Raw genomic sequence first — 26,706 nt, 5'->3', positions numbered from 1 at the left:
TTATAACTTATGAAAAAACAGATAATAAATATACTATTTCTACTGGGAAATATTTTAACTATTTCTTGTCAGGAAACCCCGAAAAACGAAACCGTACAAAAAAACAAAAAAGAAATTCAATCTATTGATACCCTTACTTTAAAAAAATCGGATACTATGTTGAATATAGAAGAAATTAAAAAGCATATAGAATTACAAAAAAGATTAGAAACAGCTGAGTTAGAGTTTGATGACCCTTATGAATATACCGAAAAAGACTTAGAATTAGCCTTAAAAGTTATACATATAGGATTACTGAACAATGGTTTTAAAGATATAACAGATAATGATTTCAAATTAAAGATGCAAAAAATATTTAATTATGAAAGGAAATATAGTGATAAATGTGCTTATAATTGGTATTATTTAAATGATAATAATTATAATTATATATTATATGGATTATCATATAAATTGGATAATGAAATACTAACAGCTGAACGACTTAAATTTGGATCTTTTATAGAAATAGGAAACTATTTTTTTAGCAAAGATTATCATTTTGTGACAATTATACCGTATCTAAAAGATTTAATCCAAATTAATCCCGATAATTCGTATAAAATAAAATTACCACAAGAATTAATCTCCCGAAACAAATACTTATTTACTGACGATAAAAGCCAGTTTCCATGGCTGGTTACGCAAGATGAGTTCTTTATGCGTAGTTTGGTAACAGACTTTGGATATACGGAAGATAAAAAACTATTGAAGTGGGCACTAGAAAATACCCATCTTCCACTCTTTTATACCTATGCTAAAGACAATGATTTGGAGGAATTGGGGAAATTATTATGGACTAAAGATTGTAATGGAGAAATACGAGTTCATCAAAATACCTTAGATCTTCTAAAAGAAATGTCAACACCGGATGAAAATTTATATATTATGTATGTAGCTGAATATCTTACAAATTTAGAACACCTAAATGCTAACAAAGAATTAAGTGATGCACAAAAAGCCAAAATAGCAGCTCATTTGATGTATTGGGGAGAACAATATAAATACGATAAACACTATGATTATAATCAAATGTTTATGGGGCATTTTTGGCATTATAAGGATGATGGAACTTATGAAAAGGAATTTAAAAAGAACAATTATTACGGTTTATCCAAATTTAAAGAGTGGTATGAAGCAGCAAAAAAAGAAGAAAATCTATTTTTAGATGATGAGTCTATACCCGATTCCCCACAACCATTAGATTATGAATTTAAAGCGAGACCAATAAAATAATAATCCCTTTTTAAATAAACTTTAAAATAAAGACAACTTTAACTAAGACACTTGTGCTCGAAAAGCACATTTTTTTGCACAATCTCGGGAAGAATCAGGCTTAGATTTAAAAGGAGCCTTAGAAGGTGAAAGTTTAAATTATGCTGCGCAAGATTTACCCAAACATTTTAAAGCTTTTCGGGCCAATCCGGCCTTGAATGAAAAAAGCCCTCCTAATGAATTAGCCTATCAATATGGAAGGACGGCTCAGCACCCGGCCAATCAAAGAAAAATAGCAGAAATAGCTTACGGCAATCGTAAGGAATTAGGAAATAAAGGAGGAGAAGACGGCTGGAGATTTAAAGGTCGGGGATTGCTTCAGATAACCGGAAGAGAAAATTACGGTAAAATTCAAAAGCAAATAGATCAACAAGCGCCCGATAGTGGTTTTAATGTATTTACCTCCGCAATTAATGAAAAAGGCTATACCCCGTATCAGGCAGCCCTAACGGGAATGGCCGACTGGTATAAAGATAAAATGTATTTGCAGGCAGATGAAACTGGGAATCTTTCCGATGATAAGGTAGTGGATCTGATAATAAATATATTAAATAATAATACAGACTCACGTCCTAAAAGAAAAGTATGGTACAGAGGAGGAAAAGAAGGGAAATTATCCGTAGCCGTTGAAAACTCAACTAAAGTCCTATTTAAGGTAGCAGAATGTGAAAGGGTAGACAAGCCGTTAGACTATATTGATGGCGATTTAAAGATACAACAGGGAATAGACTGGTTATTAACCAAAGCCATAAGCCAGGAAGAAGCAAAAGCAGGAAAACCGTATAAAGTAAGATATGCCAACGATCAAAACCGAGTAGAAGAATCGGGAGAAAATACGATGGATTGTTCGGAATTAGTGTGCCGATATTTACAAAAAATAGAATGGAGTAAAAAGGTAATGGCAGGAAATACAAGGATACTGCACGACTTTGGGGAAACCTATTCGGAATATTTACTGAAACATGATGATATAAATTACAAACCTCAAAAGGGAGATATATTTATATGGAAAAATAAAAGCGGAGGAATGGGTCATACCGGAGTAATTATCGATTACGAAGAAAAAAAGATAAAAAAGAAAAATGAAGAAGGAAAAGATGTTGAAGAAACCCTGGAAATAGTTACCACCATTGAGGCGATCAGTTCTTCTAAAACACCCTATGGGATGGATAAAACTTTAGATATGAAGGGAGTTATTAAACTCAAATGGTTAAGAAATTCTTACCATTTAATCGGTCATCCTCTAAAAAATGGTAAAGGGCATGAGGTCTCACCTTGCCGTTTTTATACTCCTAAAGTTCATTTTAGTAAGGCAGATAAAAAAATACGGTGGAAAGATCAAGGGTACACCTTTGAAATAAATAAAAAATAATAAAAAAATAAAGAATTATGAGAAAGATATTAATCTCATGTATACAAGTATTGGTTTTATTTTCTTGTCAAGGCCAAGAAAATAAAACGGCAATACAACTTAATAATGAAAATAAAGAAGCAACAACAAAACCTATTGAAAAATCGACAGAAAATAAGCCCGTTATGAATAATGATATAGATTTAAAAAAAATAGCCGAGCATATTGAACTACAAAAACGGGTTTTTGTCATGGATCATATTCCGGATAATGAGTATGTTGCCACCCGGGAAGATTTAGACTTACAACAACCCTTAATTGAAAAAACGCTGTTTAACAGCGGATATAAATTTCCGGAGTATGTCGAATTCAGAGAACGTGTAAAATATCTTTTTGGAGTAGACTTGGATAAAAGTACAGAAACAATAATTACTTTATATGGTGATGAACCTCTTTATTATAAAGATAAAAATTTTACAGATAAAGAAATAAAATATATACTTTCCCAAACAACGAATCTAACCTTTGATAAGTATAAATATTCTTTTGCCAGGTTTGGCAGGAATTTATTTATAGACAAGGAAAGAAAAATAATAACCCCCATGGTTTTTTTGGAGGATTTAATAAAAATAAATAGTATCGATAAAAAGGAGTATTCGGTTAAACAAAATTTATCGATAGTAAGTTTAAATAAATATTTAATGTATGGAGATAAAGCCGGTTTGATATATTTACTTTCAAGGGAAAAAGAAATGGCCCATGACTTATTATTAAAGTTTAATTATGATAAGGAAGATAAAATTAATAAAAGTGTTATGGATAGCTTGTATTCTAAAAATAAAAAATTCAATACTACCTATGAATTTGGTGACAATTTAGTTGATTTAATTTTAATATCGAACTACCAAACGGATAATAAATTATATATCAGAGAAGGAATATTAAAAACGATAGAACATATAACTAATGAAAATGAAGGCACTTATGCAATAAGTTTAATTGACAGCACATTGGATTTATTAAGAGAATTAGATAAAAGTGATTTAACTAAAGCGCAAAAAGGATATAGTTATAAAATAATAGGGTATTTAGCCAATACCTGTGATCCGCTATTTAGGAAATATCATTTATCAAAAACAGTAAAATGGCGCAGGGGAAATATCTTAGGTGCATATCACGCCTCATTAGGAGAAGATTTGGAGCCTTGGTATGATTTAAAAAACACCTTTATAGAAAACAATTACTATAATTTACCCCATTTAGAAGAAATGGTAGCTTATGCGGAAGAATTTACTGATAAGGAGACTCCGGAATAATTCAAGCAAGGTACACGTAAAGGCTCAGATATAATATAAATACTTGCATACAAAAGATTACTTTTTTGGCTCAAGTAAATGCAGAGACAGGATTTTTTAAATTATCGCAAGAAAAACCGAGTAAATATAAATCCGGTACTTCCTTTTATAAAGGGAGAGGATTGATTCAACTTACCGGTAATTTAAATAAGGATGGAACCGCTTATAGTGTTCCCGGACCTTATGAAAAGTATGGAAAATATTTAGCAGACAATGGTTATCTGAAAAAAGAAGAGGAAGGAATATTTATCAGCGATCCTGATTTGATATCCAAAGATCTACATTATGCCATAGACAGTGCCGGTTGGGAATGGTGTATTGAAAAAAAGGCACTTTCATATATAAGAGATTATGGTGATAAAGAAAAAAATGAGTACGCTAAATGGAAACGAGATACATTTCCAAAAGGAGTGGGAAAATCATTAAATGATATTGCATTAGCCTATGAAGAAACTATAGAGGAAGAAAAATACTTTTGGTTTCAATCTAAGATATTAAATGGGTATCCGCTTACACATAAAGATAAACCCGATCCGCATGGTTGGGAAAAGCGTAAAGAAGGACTTAGAAAGTTAAAAACATGGTTTAAATACGATAAGGCTGTTTGTAGAGGAGAGAAAGAAATCAACTATAATAAAATATTAGATAATCCAATGCTTAATTATGTAAAAGTAGCTGGAAGCTTTATAGGAATAGAAGAAGGTAATAATTCAATAATAGCAAACTTTTTTACTGAAATAGGACATAAGGGATATACAGATAAAACTGCCTGGTGTGCAGCTTTTGTTAATTATTGCTTGAAAATAGGTAATCCAGAAATACCAAGAAAAGATGCTTTAAATGCTGTTTCTTTTTCATATTCTGGTTATGAGGAAGTAGATATACCATTTTATGGATCTTTTATGGTTTGGGCTAAAAATGGAACCTTTTATAAAGTTGGAAGCCAAGGTCACGTTGCTATAGTAGTAGGTAAAGTAGAAAATGCTTACGCACAATTAGGAGGAAATCAGGCAAAACCAGGAAAACAAGAAGGAACTACTGTGAATGTAGTTTTAAGACAAAGAGATCCAAAAGTAAAATATTTCCATCCAAAACAAGTTCCAAAAATAGAATTGGGAGAACCATTATTTACTCCAGCAACTAAAACAGCTGGTAAAGAATCATTGAATTCAACAAGATAATTAAAAAGTAAAATTATGAGAAAAATAACAAACTATTTGTTTAGTCTAATTTTAAGCATACAAGGATGTTCACAAAATAAGCAAAGTCAAACAAATATTAATATAGAAAATGATAATATGGTAAAAGAAACGTTAATATCTCAATTAAAGGATGGTGATAGTACCCCATTAGGTGATGAATATGAATCCCACAATTATTCTCAAAAAGATTTAGATGCCACAATTAATATAATAAATAAAATTTTAGTATCTCAAGGCTATACATTTCCAACACAACTTGAATTTAACCATAAAATTAAATTAATATTAAATAGGATAATAGATAACAAGTCAGATAAAAAATATTTATATGTAGATTTATATGATAAATGTAATAGAGATGAAGTTTATAGTAGAAATCCTATTTACAATGGTATTTTTATAGTAAAAAATAATTATTTCATTACTAGTCTATATGCAATACCAGAACTTATAGATTATCAAAAAGAATATCCTGAAACAAAATCAATTGAAGATAAAAAAATTATAAAATCAGATTCATATTGGACCAAGGAATTAGAAATTCCTCATTGGAAAGATATAAAAAATTTATCCCAACGAAGGTATTTTAATAAACAGCGTTTAATTTCTCGTAACAAATACATCCTTACTGACGATAAAAGCCAATTTCCATGGTTGGTTACGCATGATAAATCTTTTATGCGTAGTTTGGTAACAGACTTTGGTTATACCGAGGATAAAAGACTATTGAAATGGGTGATTGAAAATACGGATTTACCACTATTTTCAAAGTTTGCCGAAACAAAACATTTGAAAGAATTGGGAAAATTATTATGGACTAAAGATTGTAATGGAGAAATACGAGTTCATCAAAATACCTTAGATCTTCTAAAAGAAATGTCTACTCCAAATGAAAATTTATATATTATGTATGTGGCTGAATATCTCACAAATATAGAACACCTAAATGCTAACAAAGAATTAAATGATGCACAAATAGCAAAAATAGCAGCCTATCTATTAACTTGGGGAGAACAATATAAATACGATAAACATTACGATTATAATCAAATGTTTATGGGGTATTTTTGGAATTTTATGGATGATGGAACTTATGATAAGGAATTTAAAAAGAATAATTATTATGGTTTACCCAAATTTAAAGAGTGGTATGAAGCAGCGAAAAAAGAAGAAAATATATTTGAAGGTTATGAAAATTATTTAAATGATGAACCACAACCATTAGATTATGAATTTAAAGCGAGACCAATAAAATAATTATTTTTTAAATAAAATTTAAAATAAAGACAACTTTAACTAAGACACTTGTGCTCGAAAAGCACATTTTTTTGCACAATCTCGGGAAGAATCGGGCTTAGATTTAAAAGGAGCCCTAGAAGGAGAAAGTTTAAATTATGCTGCGCAAGATTTACCCAAACATTTCATTAACTTCAGCAGCACAGGAAAATTAGAGGGGCCTCCTAATGAATTAGCCTATCAATATGGAAGGACGGCTCAGCACCCGGCCAATCAAAGAAAAATAGCAGAAATAGCTTACGGCAATCGTAAGGAATTAGGAAATAAAGGAGGAGAAGACGGTTGGAGATTTAAAGGTCGGGGATTGCTTCAGATAACCGGAAGAGAAAATTACGGTAAAATTCAAGAGCAAATAGATCAACAAGCGCCCGAAAGTGGTTTTAATGTATTTACCTCGGCAATTAATGAAAAAGGCTATACCCCGTATCAAGCTGCCCTAACCGGAATGGCCGACTGGTATAAAGATAAAATGTATTTGGAAGCAGATAAGACCGGTCAATCCTCCGATGATGCGGTAGTGGATATGATAATAAATATATTAAATAATAATACAAACTCACGCCCTAAAAGAAAAGTATGGTACAGAGGAGGAAAAGAAGGGAAATTATCCGTAGCCGTTGAAAACTCAACCAAGGTCCTATTTAAAGTAGCAGAATGTGAAAAGGTAGACAAGCCGTTAGACTATATTGATGGCGATTTAAAGATACAACAGGGAATAGACTGGTTATTAACCAAAGCCATAAGCCAGGAAGAAGCAGACGCAGGAAAATCGTATAAAGTAAGATATGCCAACGATCAAAACCGAGTAGAAGAATCGGGAGAAAATACGATGGATTGTTCGGAATTAGTGTGCCGATATTTACAAAAAATAGAATGGAGTAAAAAGGTAATGGCAGGAAATACAAGGATACTGCACGACTTTGGGGAAACCTATTCGGAATATTTACTGAAACATGATGATATAAATTACAAACCTCAAAAAGGAGATATATTTATATGGAAAAATAAAAGCGGAGGAATGGGCCATACCGGAGTAATTATCGATTATGAAGAAAAAAAGATAAAAAAGAAAAATGAAGAAGGAAAAGAAGTTGAAGAAACCCTGGAAATAGTCACCACCATTGAAGCAATCAGTTCTTCTGAAACTCCTTATGGGATGAGTTCGAAATTATTTATGAAAGGGGTTATTAAACTCAAATGGTTAAGAAATTCTTACCATTTAATCGGTCATCCTCTAAAAAATGGTAAAGGGCATGAGGTCTCACCTTGCCGTTTTTATACTCCTAAAGTTCATTTTAGTAAGGCAGATAAAAAAATACGGTGGAAAGATCAAGGGTACACCTTTGAAATAAATAAAAAATAATAAAAAAATAAAGAATTATGAGAAAGATATTGGTCTCATGTATACAAGTATTGGTTTTATTTTCTTGTCAAGGCCAAGAAAATAAAACGGCAATACAAATTAATAATGAAAATAAAGAAACAACAACAAAACCTATTGAAAAACCGACAGAAAATAAGCCCGTTATGAATAATGAAATAGATTTAAAAAAAATAGCCGAGCATATTGAACTACAAAAACGGGTTTTTGTCATGGATCATATTCCGGATAATGAGTATGTTGCCACCCGGGAAGATTTAGACTTGCAACAACCCTTAATTGAAAAAATGCTGTTAAACAGCGGATATAAATTTCCGGAGTATGCCGAATTCAAAGAACGTGTAAAATATCTTTTTGGAATCGATCTGGATAAAAGTAAAGAAACGATAGTTACCTTATATCCACTTCGTTTTGCCAATCATAGGGGGGTAGCTTATACGGATGAGGAGATAAAAGGTAATGTCAGTAAAACCATGACTTTTGATCAGTATAAATACACGTTTGCATACTATGAATGGAACTTATTTATTGATAAAGAAAGAAAAATAATAACCCCCATGGTTTTTTTGGAGGATTTAATAAAAATAAATAGTATCGATAAAAAAGAGTATGCGATTAAACAAAACTTGAAAGTAATAACCTTAAATAAATACTTAATGTATGGAGATAAAGCCGGTTTGATATATTTACTTTCAAGGGAAAAAGAATTGGCCCATGACTTATTATTAAATTTCAATTATGATAAGGAAGATAAAATTAATAAAAGTGTTTTAGATAGTTTGTATAATCGATGTAATCCAAGAAGTTATGAGTTTGGGCAAGAGGTTAGAAGTTTAATTTTTGTAGATAATTTTAAAACGGATGATAAATTATATATCAGAGAAGGAATATTAAAAACGATAGAACATATAACTAATGAGAATGAAGGCACCTATGCGATAGAATTAATTGACAGCACATTATATCTATTAAGAGAATTAGATAAAAGTGATTTAACAAAAGCGCAAAAAGGATATAGTTATAAAAAAATAGGGTATTTAGCCAATACCTGTGATCCGCTATTTAGGAAATATCATTTATCAAGAACTGTAAGGTGGGGAAACGGAAATATCTTAGGTGCATATCACGCCTCATTAATAGATGATTTGGAACCTTGGTATGATTTAAAAAACACCTTTATAGAAAACAACTACTATAATTTACCCCATTTAGAAGAAATGGTAGAATATGCAGAAGAATTTACTGATAAGGAGACTCCGGAATAATTTAAGCAAGGTACACGTAAAGGTTCAGATATAATATAAATATTGGTATTCAAAAAGATTACTTTTTTGGCTCAAGTAAATGCAGAGACGGGATTTTTTAAATTATCGCAAGAAAAACAGAGTAAATATAAATCCGGTACTTCCTTTTATAAAGGGAGAGGATTGATACAACTTACCGGTAATTTAAATAAGGATGGAACTGCTTACGATGATCCCGGACCTTATGAAGATTATGGAAAATATTTAGCAGACCATGGTTATCTGGAAAAAGGAAAGGAAGGAATATTTATCACCAATCCTGATTTGATATCCAAAGATCTACATTATGCCATAGACATTGCCGGTTGGGAATGGGAGGTTTTTAAAAGGGTTTCAAAATGGGAAGATAAAGACTATGATTCGGCTAAAATAAGAGAAGTTAAGGCATGGAAAAGGGAGCGTTTTAGTAAAGGATTAGATCAAAGTTTAAACCGATTGGCTTTGGTTATGGAAGAAAGCGGAGAAGAGGAAAATTATTTTTGGTTGCAGTCTAAAATACTTAACGGTTATTCGCCAGGTCATAAAGATAAACCCGATCCGCATGGTTGGGAAAAACGCAAAGAAGGACTTAGAAAGTTAAAAACATGGTTTAAGTACGATAAGGCTGTTTGCAAAGGAGAGAAAGAGTTGGAATTTATAAGCGCCAAAGGCAGGGCGCCATGGATGGAAACCGCTATTCAAGAGATAATTAACTACGGCGGTAAACATGAGGAAAAAATTGATAAAAGAATAAGAGAATATCACAAAGCAGGAGGAACTTCAGGTAGTGATAGTGGAGTACCTTGGTGTGCCTCATTTGTATCCTGGTGCTTGGAGAATTCAACGCCTAAATTTAAATCACCTCATTCTGCCAGTTCGAGTATGTTTTTCAATCACAACACATTAGAACCTTGTGAGGCGTTCTTTGGTGCCATAGCCGTATTTTCAGATTGTTATTCAAATGGAAAAATGAAAGGATCAGGACATATAACCTTAGTATATGGAAGATTATTAGATAAAAACACCTATATTGGTTTAGGGGGAAATCAAGGAAACATGATAACCCTTTCACCTAATTATAAATTTGATGGTAGCACATTCTATTCTTATACCGAAAAAGGAGTAAAAATATATAAAAAACTTAGAGGTTTTTTTAAGCCTAAAGGATACGTTATTAAAGAAGAAGATAAATTGAATAAAAATGATGAATATGCCACTATCAATGAAGCAAATAAAAAATTAAACCAAAAAACTCAAGATACCAGTAAAGGAGAAAGTTCAAGATAAAAAATATATGAAAACCAAATTATTGTTAATAAACACAATCACCCTTTTTGCAATAATGAATTGTCAAGAAAAAAAAGAAGTGAGTCTGACAAACAAAAATATAGAGGAAAAAAAAATGGAAACATCTAAAATAAAAGACGTACTGATAAAACAAATTAAAGAAGGTGCTAGTCCAGAATATTGGGGGGAAACATATGGAAAGGAAGATTTAGATGCTTTAGTACAAATTGAAGACACTATTTTAAAAAACAATGGATATAAAACCCCTGAAATAGATGTTTTTAATCAAAAAATAAAAAAGATTTTTGGAAGGATAATCGACAATCAATCAGAAAATTCATATTTAAAAATAGACAGATATTATAAATGCAATAAGGATTTAGAATATTATCCAACCTATATGGGGTTTAATTATATATATGTAGCAAAAAAATATAATTTTATTACACAGTTTGAACCTCTTCCAGTAGTATTAGATTATCAGAAAATATATCCTGAAGTATTAAAATATGAAGAAAATTCATATATGATTGATACTGCCGATGGTGAAATAGAGGTATTGATGTGGAAAGATGTAAATAATTTATTGCAAAAAAGAAATTTCAATAAACAGCGTTTAATCTCCCGAAACAAATACTTATTTACTGACGATAAAAGCCAGTTTCCATGGTTGGTTACGCAAGATGAATTTTTTATGCGCAGTTTAGTAACAGACTTTGGTTATACGGAAGATAAAAAACTATTACAATGGGCACTAGAAAATACCCATCTTCCATTTTTTTATACTTATGCTAAAGACGATGATTTGGAGGAGTTGGGAAAATTATTATGGACTAAAGATTGTAATGGAGAAATACGAGTTCATCAAAATACCTTAGATATTCTAAAAGAAATGTCTACACCGGATGAAAATTTATATATTATGTATGTAGCTGAATATCTTACAAATTTAGAACACCTAAATGCTAACAAAGAATTAAGTGATGCGCAAAAAGCAAAAATAGCTGCTCATTTGATGTATTGGGGAGAGCAATATAAATACGATAAATACTATGATTATAATCAAATGTTTATGGGGCATTTTTGGCATTATATGGATGATGGCACATATGATAAGGAATTTAAAAAGAATAATTATTACGGTTTACCCAAATTTAAAGAATGGTATGAAGCAGCAAAAAAAGAAAAAGATTTATTTTTAGATGATCAGACTATACCCGATTCACCACAACCTTTAGATTATGAATTTAAAGCAGAACCAATAAAATAATAATCCCTTTTTAAATAAAATTTAAAATAAAGATAAATTTAACTTAGACACTTGTGCTCGAAAAGCACATTTTTTTGCACAATCTCGAGAAGAATCAGGCTTAGATTTGAAAGGAGCCTTAGAAGGTGAAAGTTTATATATCGTGCATTTATAATTCCAGTAAATCTAAGTATAAAGAAAGAGGTTTCCATCAGTTAATAGGAAAACAAGATGATATCGGATTATATAATGAACCCGGACCTTATGAAAAATATGCGGAATTTGTAGGAAATAAAAAAATAGTAGAACAACCGGATATAGTTTGTACCCAAATTCACTATGCTATAGATAGCGCAGGGTGGTTTTGGACTAATAAAGAAAGCGGAAAAACTGTACCTAATTGGTCTTCATCGTCCCAAAAAGAATATGTAAAATTCCGTGCAGAGCATTTTTCAAAAGCATTAGGTAAACCTTTAAATGAAGTATCTCATTTAGTGGAAGAAGATGAAAAATATTATTGGCTTCAAGCTAAGTTACTTAATGGATATCCAAAAGGACAAAAACTTGAAACAAATCCTATAGGATGGAACATTCGGGAAAAAGCATTTAAAATACTCAAAAATGAGGTTTTTGAGTTTGATAAACTTTGCAAAGGAGATAAAGAACTAGAATTTAGTATAAAAGTAAGAGCCCCGTGGATGGATACAGTCGTTAATGAAGCAAAAGTTTATGGAGGAAAGAAACAATCATTAATTCAAGAAAGAGTATCATTATATCACAGAAAAGGAGCTAACTACAATGGTGTCAAAGACGCATGGTGTTCATCTTTTGCCTGTTGGTGTCTAGAAAACACCACACCACCATTTCAAACACCACATTCAGCAGCCTCCTCAACATTTATTAATCACAAGACTGTAGAAAGATGTGAAGCTTTCTTTGGTGCAATCGCTACTTTTTCAGATTGTGATAAAAATGGCAATATAGAAAGTACAGGGCATGTTACTTTTGTTTATGGAAAATTGCCAGGCTCTAAAATATATGCTGTATTAGGAGGAAATCAAAATAATATGATAAAAGTATCAATTTACGATTGTAGTGGTAATGTATTTTATAGCCATTATAGTGTAAAAAGAAAAAAACATGTATATAAAAAATTTAGAGGTTTCTTTAAACCAAAAAATTATGTTATTAAGTCTGAAGAACTATTAACAGATTCAGATAATTATAATACGGTTGATGATGCAAATAAAAAAATCGGATTAGGTTTAATTAAAACTTCAACTGGTGAAAAAGATGATTAAAAAAATTAAAATGAAATACAAAATATTGTTTATCGGTTTATTTTTCTCTTCCTTATCATTATATAATTGTCAAGATAAAGAAAATAAATCATTTTTTGAAAAAAAGCAAATTAATATGAATATAGAAAATATATTTCCAATATTGGTAAAACAAATTGAAGCTGGAAATGATCAAAAATATAGTTGTTATAGCGAATATGGTAAAGAAGATTTAGACGCTTTAATATCTATTGAAGATACCTTATTAAAAAACAATGGGTATAAAATTCCTAAAAAAGAGATTTTTAATGATAAAATAAAAAATATTTTTGGAAGAATTATCGATAATAATTCTGAAAATCAATATTTAAAAATTGATACAAATGAAGAATTAATATGTAATAAAGAGTTAAAGTTTTACCCCTATTCAGTAGATGCACAATATCTATATGTTGATAAAAAACATTATTTTATTACTTATTTTTACGCTCTACCTCAAATTTTAGATTATATTAAGTTATATCCTGATATTAAAATATATGAGGAAGAAGATATAATAATAAAAGATGAAATTGAAAAAGTTCAGGTAAAAGCTTCTCAGTGGAAAGATGATAATGATTTACATAAAAATAGAAATTTTAATAAGCAATTATTAATTTCTAGAAACAAATATTTATTTAATGATGATAAAAGCCATTTTCCATGGCTGGTTACCCATGATGAATATTTTATGGAATCTTTAGTAACCGTTTTCGGCTATACAGAGGATAAAAGATTACTAGAATGGGCTTTTAAAAAACAAGGCTTTAAATATGTGAAATATCCATCAGATAAAATCTTGGAAAATTTCGGGAAATTTTTATGGACAAAACAATGTAATGGTGAAATTAAAATTCATGATACAACATTAAACCTAATAAAAGAATTATTAGTACCTTCTTCCCAATCAGGAAATGAAGTTAATATATTGTATTTAGCAGAATATATAAATTATTTGTCTAATGAAGATAAAGATATTCCTCTTGATTTTTCGCAAAAAGCAAAACTAATAGCCACATTATTAGCCTTTGGAGAACAATATAAGTATAACAAAGAATATGGTTATAATCAAATGTTTTTAGGTAAGTTCATACATTATCAAGATATCGAAAAAAAATATAAAAAAGAATTTGAGAAAAACAATTACTACAACATACCTAATCTAAAAAAATGGTTTTTAGAAGCAGAGCAGGAAAAAGATATGTTTGAAAATGATCAAACCTTATCAGATGATCCTCAACCTATGGATTATCTATACAAAGCTACATATAAGAAAGGGCCTTTTTCAAAATAGTTTAAAAAATTTAATATTCTCCAGTATAAATTAAAGGATGAATATAAAATTTAAAAGAAAAAAGGTTGTTATTGTCATCGAGATTTTACCGAAGAAGAAATGGAACAATTGCTGATCCATATGAACGGGAATACGAAACTGTGGACCGATGGATTGATTAATGACAACAGCGTGAAAAGCTTGACTAGGGAATTAAACCAAATGTTTCGCAGGTATGGAATTAATTCTTGCATACAAAAGATAACTTTCTTGGCTCAAGTAAATGCAGAGACGGGATTTTTTAAATTATCGCAAGAAAAACCGAGTAAATATAAATCCGGTACTTCCTTTTATAAAGGGAGAGGATTGATACAACTTACAGGTGATTTATACGAGAAAGAAGAAACCTCTAATTGGTTTAGAAAAGCTTAATTGAAAAAAAATTCATAACTAAATGAAAAATTAGTAACATTAAATTCTTACTATGAAATAATTTATAATCAATAAAATTTGAAAACAATTCACAACAAGCTTCTGATTACTATCAAAAAATAAAATTTATATTATATTAATATAGTATCAGAATATAAGAATCATTATCTTAAATTTATTTATAATTTATACCTTCAGTATCCTTACATTATTAGTATAATTGAAAAAAAGGCGTGAATAAGTAGTTAAATAAATTTGAAAACAATTCACAGCTGCTCAGGCAATGCATTAATTTTTATATACTATACAAGTATATTATTATAACTGAAAAGTATTAAAAATATTATATAAAATTAATACGATATTATAACCGTATTTCCAACCAATTGCGTAGGATAAATTTTAGGTGCTCGGTCAGCTATTTCTAACGGTTGACCGGAGGTTAGAGACCATTTTGCTCCATCTTCAGGACAATAGATATAAAAATCGTCCTTTACTTCCAATTGGGTATTAGGACCAGGGCAAATATGCGGTGCATTTCTGTCGTATGCTAAAAACTTATTAGCATCTATTCTAACCAATATTAAGCCCTTAGTACCTGTTAAAGGACCCGCTTCAATATAAGCATAACCATTAATACCGGATAATTTTTGGAACTGAGGTAAATTAAGATCGGCTGAATAACTTATAGAAGAATTAGGAAAACAACTAATTGTTTTATTTCCATTTTCGCATTGGATGAAGAAGAATAACTGTGAAATTAATAATATATAAAGAATTAATTTTTTAATCATAATAAATTTGCTAAATTTGCATACGGATAATCCGACCGTGAAGAGTCGGGTTATTTTTTTTATGTTTATAAATTACAACGCAAAATTACAAAAAATAGTATCATGAATTATGTAACGAAAGAAGGTCTAGATAAATTACGTAAGGAACTTGATCAATTGGAACAAGTTGAAAGACCTAAAATCACACAGCAAATTGCTGAAGCTAGGGATAAGGGTGATTTATCTGAAAATGCGGAATACGATGCGGCTAAAGAAGCACAAGGTCTGCTTGAAATGCGTATAGCTAAGCTTAAAGATATAATTTCTAATTCTAAAATAATAGATCAATCGCAAGTTGATACTTCTAAAGTAGCTATATTATGTTCTGTTAAAATAAAGAATACTGCCAATGGACAGGAGATGAAGTATACCTTGGTTCCGGATACGGAAACCGATTTAAAAACCGGAAAAATATCTGTTAATACACCCATTGCTAAAGGACTTTTAGGAAAGGAAGTTGGAGAAACTGCCGAAATAAATTTACCGAACGGTAATCGAATTAATTTTGAGATTTTAGAAATTTCATTAGATTAATAAGCTAAATTTACAACCTATGGCAAGTATATTTTCAAAAATCGTAGCAGGAGAAATTCCCTGTTATAAAGTTGCAGAAAGCGAAAAACACCTTGCTTTTTTAGATGCATTTCCGGTAGTTATAGGACATGTCTTAGTAATTCCTAAAAAAGAAACCGATAAACTGTTTGATTTGCCCAAAGAAGAATATGATGAATTAATGGATTTTACCTATAGGGTTGCTCAGGCAGTAGGGAAAGCTATTCCATGTTTACGGGTAGGAATGTCTGTACAAGGATTGGAAGTTCCCCATGTTCATGTTCATCTGATCCCATTAAACGCTATCGGAGATATGAATTTTGGTAACAAATTGACACTGAGTTCGGAAGAATTTACTGAAATTGCTGACAAAATAAAGTCTTATCTATAGGGACTCTTGTTTGGTATAGTTTTAGTGAGAAAATTAAGTAAAAAATTTTAGAAAAAGATTAATAAAAATGGATTTAGGAAAAGAGTTCCATAAATATGCAGTAAAACACCAGGGAATTAATAGTCTGGCGGTAGATCAATACGTAAATTCAATGACTCCATATATTACTGAAGAACGAAAATTAAATGTAGCACAAATGGATGTGTTCTCTCGGTTGATGATGGATAGAATTATATTCCTGGGAACTGGTATAGACGATCAAATAGCCAATATTGTAACTGCTCAATTATTGTTCTTGGAAAGTACAGATGCCAATAAAGATATTCAAATATATATTAATTCTCCCGGAGGAGGAGTGTATGCCGGACTAGGTATATACGATACCATGCAAATTATTAAGCCCGATGTGGCTACTATTTGTACCGGTATGGCTGCTTCTATGGGAGCCGTATTATTGACTGCCGGTGCTGCCGGAAAAAGATCAGCATTAAAACATTCTCGAATTATGATTCATCAGCCATTGGGAGGAGCTCAAGGGCAAGCCTCCGATATGGAAATTACATTAAAGGAGATCTTGAAGCTGAAAAAAGAATTATATGAAATTTTGGCAGAGCATTCCGGTCAACCTTTTGAAAAAATTGAGAAGGATTCAGATAGGGACTATTGGATGATTGCTTCAGAAGCTAAAGAATATGGACTTATTGATGAAGTTCTTGAAAAACGGTAAAGCTTTGTTTTGTTGAGAACCACATACATATAATATAATATTTATACTAAGACTTTCGTTTGTTCGATATCTACAAACGAAAGTTTTTTGTTTTTTTAAATAACGTTCAATGAGTAATAAATTACTTTTTTTGTTTGCATTTTTATTTAGTTTATCTTATAATGCACAAATCAAAATTACGGGGGTAATTATAAATCAGGACACCCAGCGTCCTATTGAAGGAGCAAAAATATCTTTTCCTGAAGCTCCCGAAATTTCAACCCTTTCAAATAATATTGGATATTTTTCACTCGAATCTAAAAATAACTTTGATTCTATCGTTGTTCAGATTGTAAATTATAAGAAAAAGTCATTTCCTGTCAATAAAAAACAAAACTTAAATTTAATTATTAAATTCTCTGAAAAAGATAAGATTGGTACATCCTCAATTCCTCCATCAATTATCAATCAAACTAAAATTGATACGGATAGTATATCACCATCTTCAAACCAGCAAGTTAATTACGTTAGAGTTTCCGGTCAATTGTTAGATGAAGATACAGAGAAGCCAATTCCGGATGCTGATATTTTTCTTAAAAATACTCAGGTTTACGCCATTACAGACAGTGACGGTAATTTTGAATTACAATCCAATAAATTCATTGACACGTTACAAATTATTACAGATAAATACCCGACAAAATATATACCTTTACAAAGGGGAGATAATCTAGGCTTAATTGTAAATCTCAAATTAAAGAGCAAAAATAGTAGCCAATCAACCGATAAAGGAACCGTAAGCAAAGAAAAGGAAATAGACGAGGTAGTAGTTACCGGCTTTCCGAAAAAGCGTTTACCTAAAAAAGAAAATCCAGCATACCGCATACTGCGTGAATTATGGAAGAGAAGAAGAACCAACGGTTTGACTAATTTTAAGAATTATCAATATAAAGAATATGAGAAAATCGAATTTGATTTAAATAATGTTGATAGCGCTTTTATAAGTAAAAAAATCTTTAAAAAATTAAACATTTCAGCCAAAGACATAGATACATTAGATATCTCAGGAAAAACGTACATTCCCGTTTTTCTTAACGAATCCCTTTCCGATATAGTTGGACAAAATACGCCTTCCAAACGGGAAAAATCCTTTTTAAGAGGAAATAAAGCTTCCGGAATTCCTAATAATGATATTGTAGCCAATACGGTTAAAAATTTGTATAAAGATGTTAACATATACGATAATGTGTTAAACTTTTTTAATAAAGGATTCACCAGTCCGGTAGCTACTATTGGATTTTCCGTATACGATTATTTATTAGCTGATACGGTTTCCGTAGATGGAGTTGATTGTTATTATATTAAATACAGACCTCGAAGAGAAAATGAGCTTACTTTTAAAGGAGATTTATATATTACTAAAGATACCTATGCAGTAAAGCAAGTAACCTTACAATCCACTTCGGGTATTAATGTAAACTTCGTTAAAGACATATATATGGAATTGAATTATGACAATGTCAATGATTCAATTTTTATTCCATTACGAAACTACACGGTTCTGGATATGTCTCTAATAACTAAAAAAGAAGGAGGAAAAGGTATGTTTGCAAAACGTACCATAACTTATAATGATTATAAATTCGATGAGCCGCAAGGTACTGTTGAAAAACTCTTAGATCAACAATGGGAACCTATTTCTGAAGGAGCTTACAATAGGAAAGATGATTTTTGGGCAGACAATCGTCCGGATCGTCTCAATGAAGATGATAAAAAGGCATATGAAATGGTAGACAAGGTATCTAAAACCCGCTTATTTAGAAATATTGTAGATGCCGTACAAATTCTTTCTTCAGGTTATGTCAATGTGGGTAATGCCATTGATATTGGAAATCTGTATCAAACACTAGGATATAACGATGTTGAAGGAACCAGAATTCGTTTAGGAGCCAGGACATTTTTCTCTCCCAATGATATGTGGAGAGTGGAAGGATATACGGCATACGGATTTAAAGACGATCAATTTAAATACGGTTTTGAAGGGCGCTTGATGTTAAACAAATACAATCGTTTTACGATAGGTGCGGGAACAAAAAGGGATATAACTCAGTTAGGGACTTCGCTTACAGAAAATGAGGGAATTATGACCCGTTCTTTTGCGTCATCTTCCATCATATCCCGAGGAAGTAATGAATATTTGAGTTCTGTCAATCAAACCAATGCATTTTTATCTATTGAACCGTGGAAAAATGTACAATTGCGATTAGATGGAACTTATCAATACATAAAATCGGCGAATCCTTTCAAATTTAATATCGGGTATTACAACAAAAAAGGAGATATTAAAAACGATTTGTATGATTCTCATTTAACATTTAGTATTCAAGCGAGACCGGGAGCTAAATATTCTCGTTTTGGATTAGACAGATATGAGCATACGACTTTATCTCCAACCTTAATTTTAAAATATATAAAAGGATTCAATGGAGTATTGGATGGTGATTTTAACTATGATAAAATACAATTTTTATACAATCATCCGATCCTTTGGGGACCGATTGGTAAATCGAATGTTACTTTTGAATTCGGTAAATCGTTTAATAAATTGCCCTTATCCTTGTTAGGAATTATACCGGGTAACCAGTCTTACGGTATCGTAAATAATACCTTTGCATTGCTGGATTATTATGATTTCGTAACAGATATTTATACGGCATTGCATGTTGAACATCACTTCAACGGAAGGATATTTTCCTATATTCCTTTATTGAAAAAATTACAATTAAGAGAAGTAGCGATTTTCAGAGGTGTTTGGGGAGATATATCCGAAGGCTCCAAGAATATGAATGCTTCTAATATCAGATATGTAGCGCCTAATAAAGATATCTATTATGAATATGGATTTGGTATCGAAAATATAGGGTTTGGAAATTTAAGAATCTTTAGAGTAGATTTTAACTGGAGAGGGAATTACTTACATATGCCGGATGTTAATAAATTCGGAGTTAAATTTGGAATGCAATTTACATTCTAAAAATCATACGATTTAAAAAGAAAAAAAAGGAGTAATTATAGTACTCCTTTTTTTATTGAATTTTATATTAATTATTTTTTAATTCGAGAATTAGTTAAAACATAAGTGCCGACTAATTCCCTGATATTTACATAGGTTTTCTTCATAAGTTTAGGGATATCCTTTTTTCTAATCCATTGGGCTTTATCAATTCCTTCATTTTTTTGAGGTTTAGGTTTTTCATTTCCATCATACTTCATTTCAAACCATTGAACTATTTTTAAAAAGTATTTTTTTTCAGATTGATACACATGATAAGTTGTCGTTAGGTATTTTTTTAATTTTAGATTAGAAATAGAACATTCTTCTTCTACTTCCCGTTTGGCAGCTTTTTTAAAAGTTTCATTTTCTTCCACATGACCTTTCGGTAAATCCCAATAACTGTTTCTTTTAATAAATATATAACTGTCTTTACTATTATTAACTAATCCTCCCGCTGCATACACTGGTGTAGCTATTTTTTGTAATTTTTTCCAAACTTTTTTGGTTTCAGATGAGTAAACATGAATGGAATTTACTTTCGTATGGTACAAAATATCCAGAGCGTATACCAAAGTTTTCGAATTTTCGTATGGAAGGTTAATGACACCTTTTCTCTTATTTTTACCAAGGGTAAGAAATCTTTCGTTTACAGAAATTTTGTACATTTGTGTTTGTTTTTACCAAAATTACAAAAATGAATATTAAAGGAGAAAAAATACTGGTTAATAAATCGGCAGAAGATATTTACACGTTAGCATCTCAGCCTTCTGAATTTAAAAAGTTCATGCCTGAAACCATTGATAAGTTTGAGGCAGATGAAGATGGATTTGTTTTTGCATTAAAAGGAATGCCTGAAATTGCCTTGAAAATGAAAGAAAGAATTCCTTATTCAAAAATTGTATTAAGTTCGGCTAAAGAAACTTTGAATTTTGACCTAAGTTTATTGATAGATCAGGTTACAGATAGTTCAAGTGAAGTTCAATTTACTTTCGATGGTAAATTTAATATGTTTATTTCTGCCATGGTTGAAAAACCTTTAAAAAATTTAATTAAAGCTTTAACGGAAGGAATTACTAAAATTTCATAATGTTAAATTTGAAACATAAAAAAAGCTATTTTATTTAAAAATAGCTTTTTTTATATAAAGAATATTCAACTTATTTTTTTCCTTTTTTTCTTCCTTTTTCAGGGTTGAAATTATCATACGCATATTTCACGGCTCTAAAAACATCTACAACACCACCGGTCGCTGAAAGTTGATCAAAAGTTGTTTTAATCATAGGACTGTTTTCACTCTCGCCACCTGCTGTTACTTCTATAGTAGATTTATTTGCTGTTATGAATAATATATTTTTCACTTGTTCAGCAGTTAACTGAGGAAAATAAGACCATAAAAGGGCAGCACATCCCGCAACAACCGGAGAAGCCATACTGGTACCTTGTAAAAATTTATATTTTCCTTTGGTAACGGTAGAGTAAATTTCTAATCCGGGTGCAAAAATATCAACTTTTTCTTTTCCGTAGTTAGAAAAAGACGCCTTCAATGCATTATTATATCGAGTACTGGCTCCTACGGTAATCCAATTGTTTACAAAAGATTTATGCTCATTATCCTTAAAATTGGTTGGATAATTATACTCAGTATCTACATTTTTATTATCATTACCGGCAGCATGAACCATTAATACACCCTTTTTTTCCGCGTATTTCATAGCTTCCCATACTCTCTCTTTATTAGGAGAAAAAGGCTTACCAAAACTCATATTGATGACTTTAGCGCCATTATCAACTGCATAATATATGGCATTGGCAATATCTTTATCTCTTTCATCACCATCCGGAACGGCTCGAACTACTAAGATTTTTGCAACATCCCCGGCTATACCGTCCATACCTATATTATTATTTCTAACTGCTGCAATTATACCGGAAACATGAGTTCCATGTAATGCATCCGGGCCTTCCACTTCATTGTTACCGTAATGTTTTTCCTTAATATCTGTATAATCATCACCTACAATGTAGCGAGGATCATAACTTTTATTAAGCATGTAATCTACTTTACCGGAATAATACTTAACTGCTTCACCCATTTCACTATCTGCCAACATATTGATTTGAGTTGCATTTTTTCCTTCCAAATCGCTATTATTTGCAATCATCTGAAGGAAAGCTTGTTTATATTGAGGAACAGTAAAAGTTGCCTCATTTACATTTTCAAGAGTCAAAGGTTTGTCACCCAGAGCATTTTGTAATTCAGTGGTCATTTGTCTTATCAAAGCTTTTTGCTCATCAATATTAGATAGGGCATCTTTAGCTTCACCTAAATCTTTATCATATATAAATTTAGCTCTTTGATATTCTTTGAATTCGTTCGGATACTTTTCCCGATTTTTTTCATTCGTTTTCAGATCACCGGTTTCGAATAGTTTTTCATATAAAGAAACAATACGGGTTGATTCCATAGTATCGTGGTCTACATCTTTTCCATCTTTTCCACCGATAAAATCCCATCCATGAACATCGTCAGCATATCCATTACCGTCGTCATCTTTACCGTTATTAGCGATTTCTTTTGGATTATTCCAAATATTATTTTTCAAATCCGGATGATCAATTTGTACACCACTATCAATTACTCCAACGATAATAGGAGAGGGCTTGAGTCCTTTAGACTTTAAAAATTCAATAGCATCATTAGTCCCTACACCATAAATACCGGTTTTTTCATAACTTTGATGATACCAATTTTTTAAAGCAAGGGAATCAACTGCCGGAACGTTATTTTGAGCAAATGCATTGGCAGTAAAGAATGCAAAAGCGAAGCTTAGGCTTAATAGTTTTATCTTCATTTAAAATTATTTATTTATTCGACATTAGTAAGGTAATTAGCAGATTTCGGGCCAAGATTGCATATAAGATCTAGTATGGAAAGATCATTCATAAACTCGAAACGGTCTGAAAATACCTGAATATATTTTTTATTTTTATAAGGACTTTCTTTTTTAGCATTGAATGCTTCTCGCGCATCGGTAAACGGAGGGTTTTTTACATATTCATCCGTGAGTTCGTAAGAACATTCCAACTTTAGGATAGAACATGCCCATTCTATTGTGTTTAGATTTAAATCTAATAAAAAGGTTTCTTTTTTTTCCAATAATTGGATTAGCTTATCTTCGTAATATTCAAAGTAAGGAGAACTTTGATATGCTGATTGCAATGATTTACTATGTAATTTTTGCCATGAAGACGCATAGGAAATCTTAATATCTTTTATAATTCTGGCTCCTGAATGTTCGATAGGAACAATAAGAGGCAATTTTCCATTAGCTCCTTGAACAATGCAACGATTACGATAAGTTTGTTTAGGAAAATTTTCCCACTGTTCCAAATAGATCTTTTCCGAATGGAACCATTTTTCAAAATAAGAAACAGGAGGAAAATAAAAACAAGGTAAGACGATCATAGTTATTTTTTATGAAAGTGCTAATTTACCATAAAAATAAATATGATCTTCTTATTTTAACAAAATATGTAAGCGATCTATTTTATATGAAATTTACTTTTTTTCTGTCTTTAAAATTAATTAGAAAAAATTATATCGTATACCCATAAATCCTCTTAATTTTTGCAAGGACGCATAATTATAAGAAGTATCAAAAGTGTACCCGTTAGGATTGGTAATCGGATTATCAACCTCTTTATTGAATGGGTCAAAAGGACGCATGATCGGGTTTTTGGGTGTAAAATTAAATAGGTTTTTAATTCCTCCGTAAATTTCCATTCCATTGTGGAATTTCTTGGTTACTTGTATATTTGCAATGCAATACCACGGGGAATATTCACTTCTAAAATCATTGGGCTCGATAGGCAACCTCATTTTTCCGTTCCATTGTCCGGAAAAGTCCAATATATAATTTTTAGGAAATGTGTAAGTCATAACAAATGTTCCGGACCATTTAGGTGCATAAAGCTGATCTGTTCTAAGATAAGAACCCTTGTCATCTTTTTCTTTGGTGTAAACATCCATATAAGTAACACCCGCCATAATTTTAAAAGGAATTAAAAAAGACCATTCCGTATTTAAAGATATACCTTGCGAAACAGCATGTCCGTCTAAGTTATCATAAATGATTTTAGTAGGATCGGAATCGAAGTCACCAATAATTTTATTAGTGAAATAAGAATAAAAACCGGTGATATCCAGATTTACATTAAGATCATCGAACATCATTTTTTTAACATAGTTCAAATTTCCGTTAAATGAACGTTCAGGCTTTAAAGAATTCAAGATGACTACATCTCTGGCTCCCGTAAGAGCAGAATGATCTTCCGTAAAGATATTTACAACTCTAAAACCGGTTCCAAAACTGGCTCGGAAGGTATTCGTATAATTGGGTGAAAACTTATAGGCAATTCTGGGAGAATGTACATTTCCATGATGTTTATCGTTATCGTATCTATACCCAAGTAAAAGTTTATTTTTAGTATTTATAGACCATTCATCTTGTAAAAATAATCCCGGTAACGGAGTTTCTGAAGGTCTGTTTTTGAAGCCGTCAGGAGAAGCGGTTGCAGGTGTATTGTCATCGTAGTAAGTATATCTAAAAGAAGCTCCTGCTAAAAAGTTATGATTTTTTATGGTTTTATCCCAATAACTTTGGATAAAAGCTACTTGTTGAGTTGCCATATACGGAGTATTCCCATACCATGAGTTTTGATCATGCCAATTATATGAAAATTGGGTGTATATTTTTTCATGTAGAGGTAATTGGTAAAGTCCGATCACTTCGGCACGTTTCGTATATATACTTTCTCCGTAAACCTCGTCACTTCCTCGATATTTTTTACTCCAGTTCATTTCTCCACCCCAGCGATCTTCATTGACCCATCGCAGCCCTAAACTGGCAACTCTGTTTTCTTTTCGTTTAAAACTCCATTTATTAAAAACCGATATTCTGTTTTGTAAAGTTAAATCGGTAAATCCGTCGTGATTGGCATCGATAGGATTATCATAATAAAAATGATTGATACCCAGTAAACTGGTTACTTTTTTACCGGCTTTAAATTTAAAGGATAAATCCGTACTTAATTCTCCCCAGCTTGTACTGAAAATATCCGCTGCAAATTTGGGTGCTTTTTGTGGGTTTTTAGTTATTACGTTTATAATTCCACCCATAGCTTCTGAGCCGTATAAAGAAGAGGCGGGACCTTTAACTACCTCAATTCTTTCTACCAAACTATTGGGAATCCCACTTAAACCATAAACAGTAGCTAATCCGCTAACGATAGGCATCCCGTCAATTAATATCATAGTATAAGGACCTTCCATACCGTTTATGTGAATATCTCCCGTATTACAAACGCTGCAATTTATTTGAGGTTTAACTCCGTTAATCATTCCAACGGCATCGAAAAGACTGGGAGTAGGATTTTTTTTGAATAGTTTTGGTGTAATAATTTCAACAGGCACCGGGCTGTCAGATTTTCTAACTTCCTTCAAGGTTCCTGTCACGACAATATCGTCAATCGATTTTTCTTTAGAGTTTTTAATCGAATCTTTAACTTCTTGGGAATATAGTGTGCAAAGGGATAATGCAAAAAGTACAGTCAATCCTCTTTTCATAATTATTAATTTTAGACTAGCAAATATATAAAATTAGATTAGTCTAACAAATTTATTTTACGATTGTATTTTTGAAAAATAAATTATTTGATCTTGAAAAATTAATATTTTAATATATTTGTAAATGTTCTCATCTATAGAAGAAAATTATCTAAAAGCCTTATATAATCTGTCTGACGAAAAGGGAGAAGTATCTACTTTGGCGTTAAGCCAATCCTTAGATATCAAAATGCCTACTGTGAACAGCATGATGAAAAAATTCTTGAAAAAAGGATTGGTATACTATCAGAGCTATAAACCTTTAAAACTGACAGAAAAAGGTAAAAAAGAAGCCGCTTTAATTCTTAGGAAACACCGCCTAACAGAAATGTATTTGGTTGAAAAAATGGGATTTAGTTGGGAAGATGTTCATGAAGTAGCCGAACAAATCGAACATATACATTCAGAAAAATTTTTCAATAAAATGGACGAATTGTTAGATTATCCTAAGTTCGATCCTCACGGTTCACCTATACCGGATAAACAAGGAAATATTGAAGGGGGACGCTTTAAAAAGTTAAACGAATACCAGATTGGAGAAATCGTGGAATTATCCGCTATCATTCACAGTTCTAAAGAATTTTTAAAATATTTAAATTCTAAAAATTTCAATTTAGGAATTAAATTTCAGATTAAATCAGTCGAAGAGTTTGACGGAAGTGTAACCGTTCAAATTGTAGGTCAAAATAGAACAGAAGTTTTAAGTAATATGATTGCTGAAAAACTTTTAGTCAAAAATTGTTTAAATTAAAGTTACCGCGC

23 protein-coding genes are annotated in these 26,706 nt (G+C 31.2%); 18 read left to right on the top strand and 5 right to left on the bottom strand.

The genetic code is table 11. From position 1 onward, the window contains the following. Window positions 1–9 precede the first annotated feature (9 nt). The 12 genes from GYM72_RS05925 (at window position 10) to GYM72_RS05870 (ending at window position 14,742) form a co-directional block, all read left to right on the top strand. Entirely contained in the window at window positions 10–1,275 is a 1,266-nt protein-coding gene (locus GYM72_RS05925; protein WP_220263767.1) for a hypothetical protein, read from the top strand. A gap of 193 nt (window positions 1,276–1,468) precedes the next feature. Beyond that, window positions 1,469–2,686, top strand: coding sequence for a peptidoglycan amidohydrolase family protein (locus GYM72_RS05920; protein ID WP_220263766.1), 1,218 nt, complete (start codon window positions 1,469–1,471; stop codon window positions 2,684–2,686). A 17-nt stretch (window positions 2,687–2,703) separates the two neighbouring features. Then, complete coding sequence (locus GYM72_RS05915; protein ID WP_220263765.1) at window positions 2,704–3,981, top strand: hypothetical protein; 1,278 nt, start codon at window positions 2,704–2,706, stop codon at window positions 3,979–3,981. 65 nt (window positions 3,982–4,046) lie between these two features. Then, on the top strand, window positions 4,047–5,201 hold the full coding sequence (locus GYM72_RS05910; protein WP_220263764.1) for a hypothetical protein: 1,155 nt from the start codon (window positions 4,047–4,049) through the stop codon (window positions 5,199–5,201). A 15-nt stretch (window positions 5,202–5,216) separates the two neighbouring features. Beyond that, on the top strand, window positions 5,217–6,479 hold the full coding sequence (locus GYM72_RS05905) for a hypothetical protein (protein WP_220263763.1): 1,263 nt from the start codon (window positions 5,217–5,219) through the stop codon (window positions 6,477–6,479). 343 nt (window positions 6,480–6,822) lie between these two features. Further along, a complete protein-coding gene (locus tag GYM72_RS05900) occupies window positions 6,823–7,881 on the top strand; it encodes a peptidoglycan amidohydrolase family protein (RefSeq protein ID WP_220263762.1) in 1,059 nt (352 codons plus the stop codon). A gap of 17 nt (window positions 7,882–7,898) precedes the next feature. Further along, window positions 7,899–9,164, top strand: coding sequence for a hypothetical protein (locus GYM72_RS05895; RefSeq protein ID WP_220263761.1), 1,266 nt, complete (start codon window positions 7,899–7,901; stop codon window positions 9,162–9,164). A 66-nt stretch (window positions 9,165–9,230) separates the two neighbouring features. After that, the gene (locus GYM72_RS05890; protein WP_220263760.1) at window positions 9,231–10,469 is read left to right on the top strand and encodes a hypothetical protein; all 1,239 of its coding nucleotides are present in this window, start codon (window positions 9,231–9,233) and stop codon (window positions 10,467–10,469) included. A 7-nt stretch (window positions 10,470–10,476) separates the two neighbouring features. Beyond that, on the top strand, window positions 10,477–11,739 hold the full coding sequence (locus GYM72_RS05885; protein ID WP_220263759.1) for a hypothetical protein: 1,263 nt from the start codon (window positions 10,477–10,479) through the stop codon (window positions 11,737–11,739). A 125-nt stretch (window positions 11,740–11,864) separates the two neighbouring features. Beyond that, window positions 11,865–13,019 (top strand): hypothetical protein, encoded by a 1,155-nt coding sequence (locus GYM72_RS05880; RefSeq protein WP_220263758.1) that lies wholly within the window; start codon window positions 11,865–11,867, stop codon window positions 13,017–13,019. Window positions 13,020–13,029: 10 nt separating this feature from the next. Continuing rightward, complete coding sequence (locus GYM72_RS05875) at window positions 13,030–14,331, top strand: hypothetical protein (protein ID WP_220263757.1); 1,302 nt, start codon at window positions 13,030–13,032, stop codon at window positions 14,329–14,331. 99 nt (window positions 14,332–14,430) lie between these two features. Next, window positions 14,431–14,742, top strand: coding sequence for a hypothetical protein (locus GYM72_RS05870; protein ID WP_220263756.1), 312 nt, complete (start codon window positions 14,431–14,433; stop codon window positions 14,740–14,742). A gap of 353 nt (window positions 14,743–15,095) precedes the next feature. Here the strand turns inward: GYM72_RS05870 and GYM72_RS05865 are convergent, their stop codons facing one another. Next, window positions 15,096–15,536: a hypothetical protein gene (locus tag GYM72_RS05865; protein ID WP_220263755.1), complete on the bottom strand. Its 441-nt coding sequence runs from the start codon at window positions 15,534–15,536 to the stop codon at window positions 15,096–15,098. Between the two features lie 102 nt (window positions 15,537–15,638). Here GYM72_RS05865 and greA point away from each other — a divergent pair, with 102 nt between their 5' ends. From greA to GYM72_RS05845, 4 genes are all read left to right on the top strand, one after another. Continuing rightward, window positions 15,639–16,109: a transcription elongation factor GreA gene (gene greA, locus GYM72_RS05860; RefSeq protein ID WP_220233277.1), complete on the top strand. Its 471-nt coding sequence runs from the start codon at window positions 15,639–15,641 to the stop codon at window positions 16,107–16,109. A 19-nt stretch (window positions 16,110–16,128) separates the two neighbouring features. Continuing rightward, entirely contained in the window at window positions 16,129–16,518 is a 390-nt protein-coding gene (locus GYM72_RS05855) for an HIT family protein (protein ID WP_160564843.1), read from the top strand. Between the two features lie 67 nt (window positions 16,519–16,585). Beyond that, window positions 16,586–17,245, top strand: a complete 660-nt coding sequence (gene clpP, locus GYM72_RS05850; protein WP_105297863.1) for an ATP-dependent Clp endopeptidase proteolytic subunit ClpP — start codon at window positions 16,586–16,588, stop codon at window positions 17,243–17,245. 109 nt (window positions 17,246–17,354) lie between these two features. Further along, complete coding sequence (locus tag GYM72_RS05845; RefSeq protein WP_220263754.1) at window positions 17,355–20,258, top strand: DUF5686 family protein; 2,904 nt, start codon at window positions 17,355–17,357, stop codon at window positions 20,256–20,258. A gap of 71 nt (window positions 20,259–20,329) precedes the next feature. Here the strand turns inward: GYM72_RS05845 and GYM72_RS05840 are convergent, their stop codons facing one another. Then, window positions 20,330–20,944, bottom strand: coding sequence for an NUDIX hydrolase (locus GYM72_RS05840; protein WP_160564847.1), 615 nt, complete (start codon window positions 20,942–20,944; stop codon window positions 20,330–20,332). A 29-nt stretch (window positions 20,945–20,973) separates the two neighbouring features. On the opposite strand from GYM72_RS05840, the gene GYM72_RS05835 reads away from it, so the two are divergent. Further along, a complete protein-coding gene (locus tag GYM72_RS05835; RefSeq protein ID WP_220263753.1) occupies window positions 20,974–21,366 on the top strand; it encodes an SRPBCC family protein in 393 nt (130 codons plus the stop codon). A 70-nt stretch (window positions 21,367–21,436) separates the two neighbouring features. On the opposite strand, the gene GYM72_RS05830 is transcribed toward GYM72_RS05835, so the two are convergent. From GYM72_RS05830 to GYM72_RS05820, 3 genes are all read right to left on the bottom strand, one after another. Then, window positions 21,437–23,131 carry a S8 family peptidase gene (locus tag GYM72_RS05830; RefSeq protein ID WP_220263752.1) on the bottom strand — a complete coding sequence of 565 codons (1,695 nt, stop codon included), beginning with the start codon at window positions 23,129–23,131 and terminating at the stop codon, window positions 21,437–21,439. A gap of 14 nt (window positions 23,132–23,145) precedes the next feature. Beyond that, window positions 23,146–23,745: a WbqC family protein gene (locus GYM72_RS05825; RefSeq protein WP_220263751.1), complete on the bottom strand. Its 600-nt coding sequence runs from the start codon at window positions 23,743–23,745 to the stop codon at window positions 23,146–23,148. Between the two features lie 120 nt (window positions 23,746–23,865). Next, window positions 23,866–25,905 carry a TonB-dependent siderophore receptor gene (locus tag GYM72_RS05820; RefSeq protein ID WP_220263750.1) on the bottom strand — a complete coding sequence of 680 codons (2,040 nt, stop codon included), beginning with the start codon at window positions 25,903–25,905 and terminating at the stop codon, window positions 23,866–23,868. 124 nt (window positions 25,906–26,029) lie between these two features. On the opposite strand from GYM72_RS05820, the gene GYM72_RS05815 reads away from it, so the two are divergent. Next, window positions 26,030–26,695, top strand: coding sequence for a metal-dependent transcriptional regulator (locus tag GYM72_RS05815; protein WP_220263749.1), 666 nt, complete (start codon window positions 26,030–26,032; stop codon window positions 26,693–26,695). The last annotated feature ends 11 nt before the right edge of the window (window positions 26,696–26,706 follow it).

The sequence above is a fragment of the Apibacter sp. ESL0404 genome, from assembly GCF_019469245.1.
Classification (GTDB): Bacteria; Bacteroidota; Bacteroidia; order Flavobacteriales; family Weeksellaceae; genus Apibacter.
This window is presented reverse-complemented; position numbering and strand designations above follow the sequence as displayed.

Bases quoted from the DNA above. Each gene is read 5' to 3' on its own strand.
- GYM72_RS05925 (WP_220263767.1), top strand. From the start codon at position 10: ATGAAAAAACAGATAATAAATATACTATTTCTACTGGGAAATATTTTA.
- GYM72_RS05820 (WP_220263750.1), bottom strand. From the start codon at position 25,905: ATGAAAAGAGGATTGACTGTACTTTTTGCATTATCCCTTTGCACACTA.
- GYM72_RS05915 (WP_220263765.1), top strand. From the start codon at position 2,704: ATGAGAAAGATATTAATCTCATGTATACAAGTATTGGTTTTATTTTCT.
- GYM72_RS05905 (WP_220263763.1), top strand. From the start codon at position 5,217: ATGAGAAAAATAACAAACTATTTGTTTAGTCTAATTTTAAGCATACAA.
- GYM72_RS05835 (WP_220263753.1), top strand. From the start codon at position 20,974: ATGAATATTAAAGGAGAAAAAATACTGGTTAATAAATCGGCAGAAGAT.
- GYM72_RS05895 (WP_220263761.1), top strand. From the start codon at position 7,899: ATGAGAAAGATATTGGTCTCATGTATACAAGTATTGGTTTTATTTTCT.
- GYM72_RS05845 (WP_220263754.1), top strand. From the start codon at position 17,355: ATGAGTAATAAATTACTTTTTTTGTTTGCATTTTTATTTAGTTTATCT.
- GYM72_RS05830 (WP_220263752.1), bottom strand. From the start codon at position 23,131: ATGAAGATAAAACTATTAAGCCTAAGCTTCGCTTTTGCATTCTTTACT.
- GYM72_RS05885 (WP_220263759.1), top strand. From the start codon at position 10,477: ATGAAAACCAAATTATTGTTAATAAACACAATCACCCTTTTTGCAATA.
- GYM72_RS05870 (WP_220263756.1), top strand. From the start codon at position 14,431: ATGGAACAATTGCTGATCCATATGAACGGGAATACGAAACTGTGGACC.
- GYM72_RS05875 (WP_220263757.1), top strand. From the start codon at position 13,030: ATGAAATACAAAATATTGTTTATCGGTTTATTTTTCTCTTCCTTATCA.
- greA (WP_220233277.1), top strand. From the start codon at position 15,639: ATGAATTATGTAACGAAAGAAGGTCTAGATAAATTACGTAAGGAACTT.
- GYM72_RS05840 (WP_160564847.1), bottom strand. From the start codon at position 20,944: ATGTACAAAATTTCTGTAAACGAAAGATTTCTTACCCTTGGTAAAAAT.
- GYM72_RS05815 (WP_220263749.1), top strand. From the start codon at position 26,030: ATGTTCTCATCTATAGAAGAAAATTATCTAAAAGCCTTATATAATCTG.
- GYM72_RS05865 (WP_220263755.1), bottom strand. From the start codon at position 15,536: ATGATTAAAAAATTAATTCTTTATATATTATTAATTTCACAGTTATTC.
- GYM72_RS05825 (WP_220263751.1), bottom strand. From the start codon at position 23,745: ATGATCGTCTTACCTTGTTTTTATTTTCCTCCTGTTTCTTATTTTGAA.
- clpP (WP_105297863.1), top strand. From the start codon at position 16,586: ATGGATTTAGGAAAAGAGTTCCATAAATATGCAGTAAAACACCAGGGA.
- GYM72_RS05855 (WP_160564843.1), top strand. From the start codon at position 16,129: ATGGCAAGTATATTTTCAAAAATCGTAGCAGGAGAAATTCCCTGTTAT.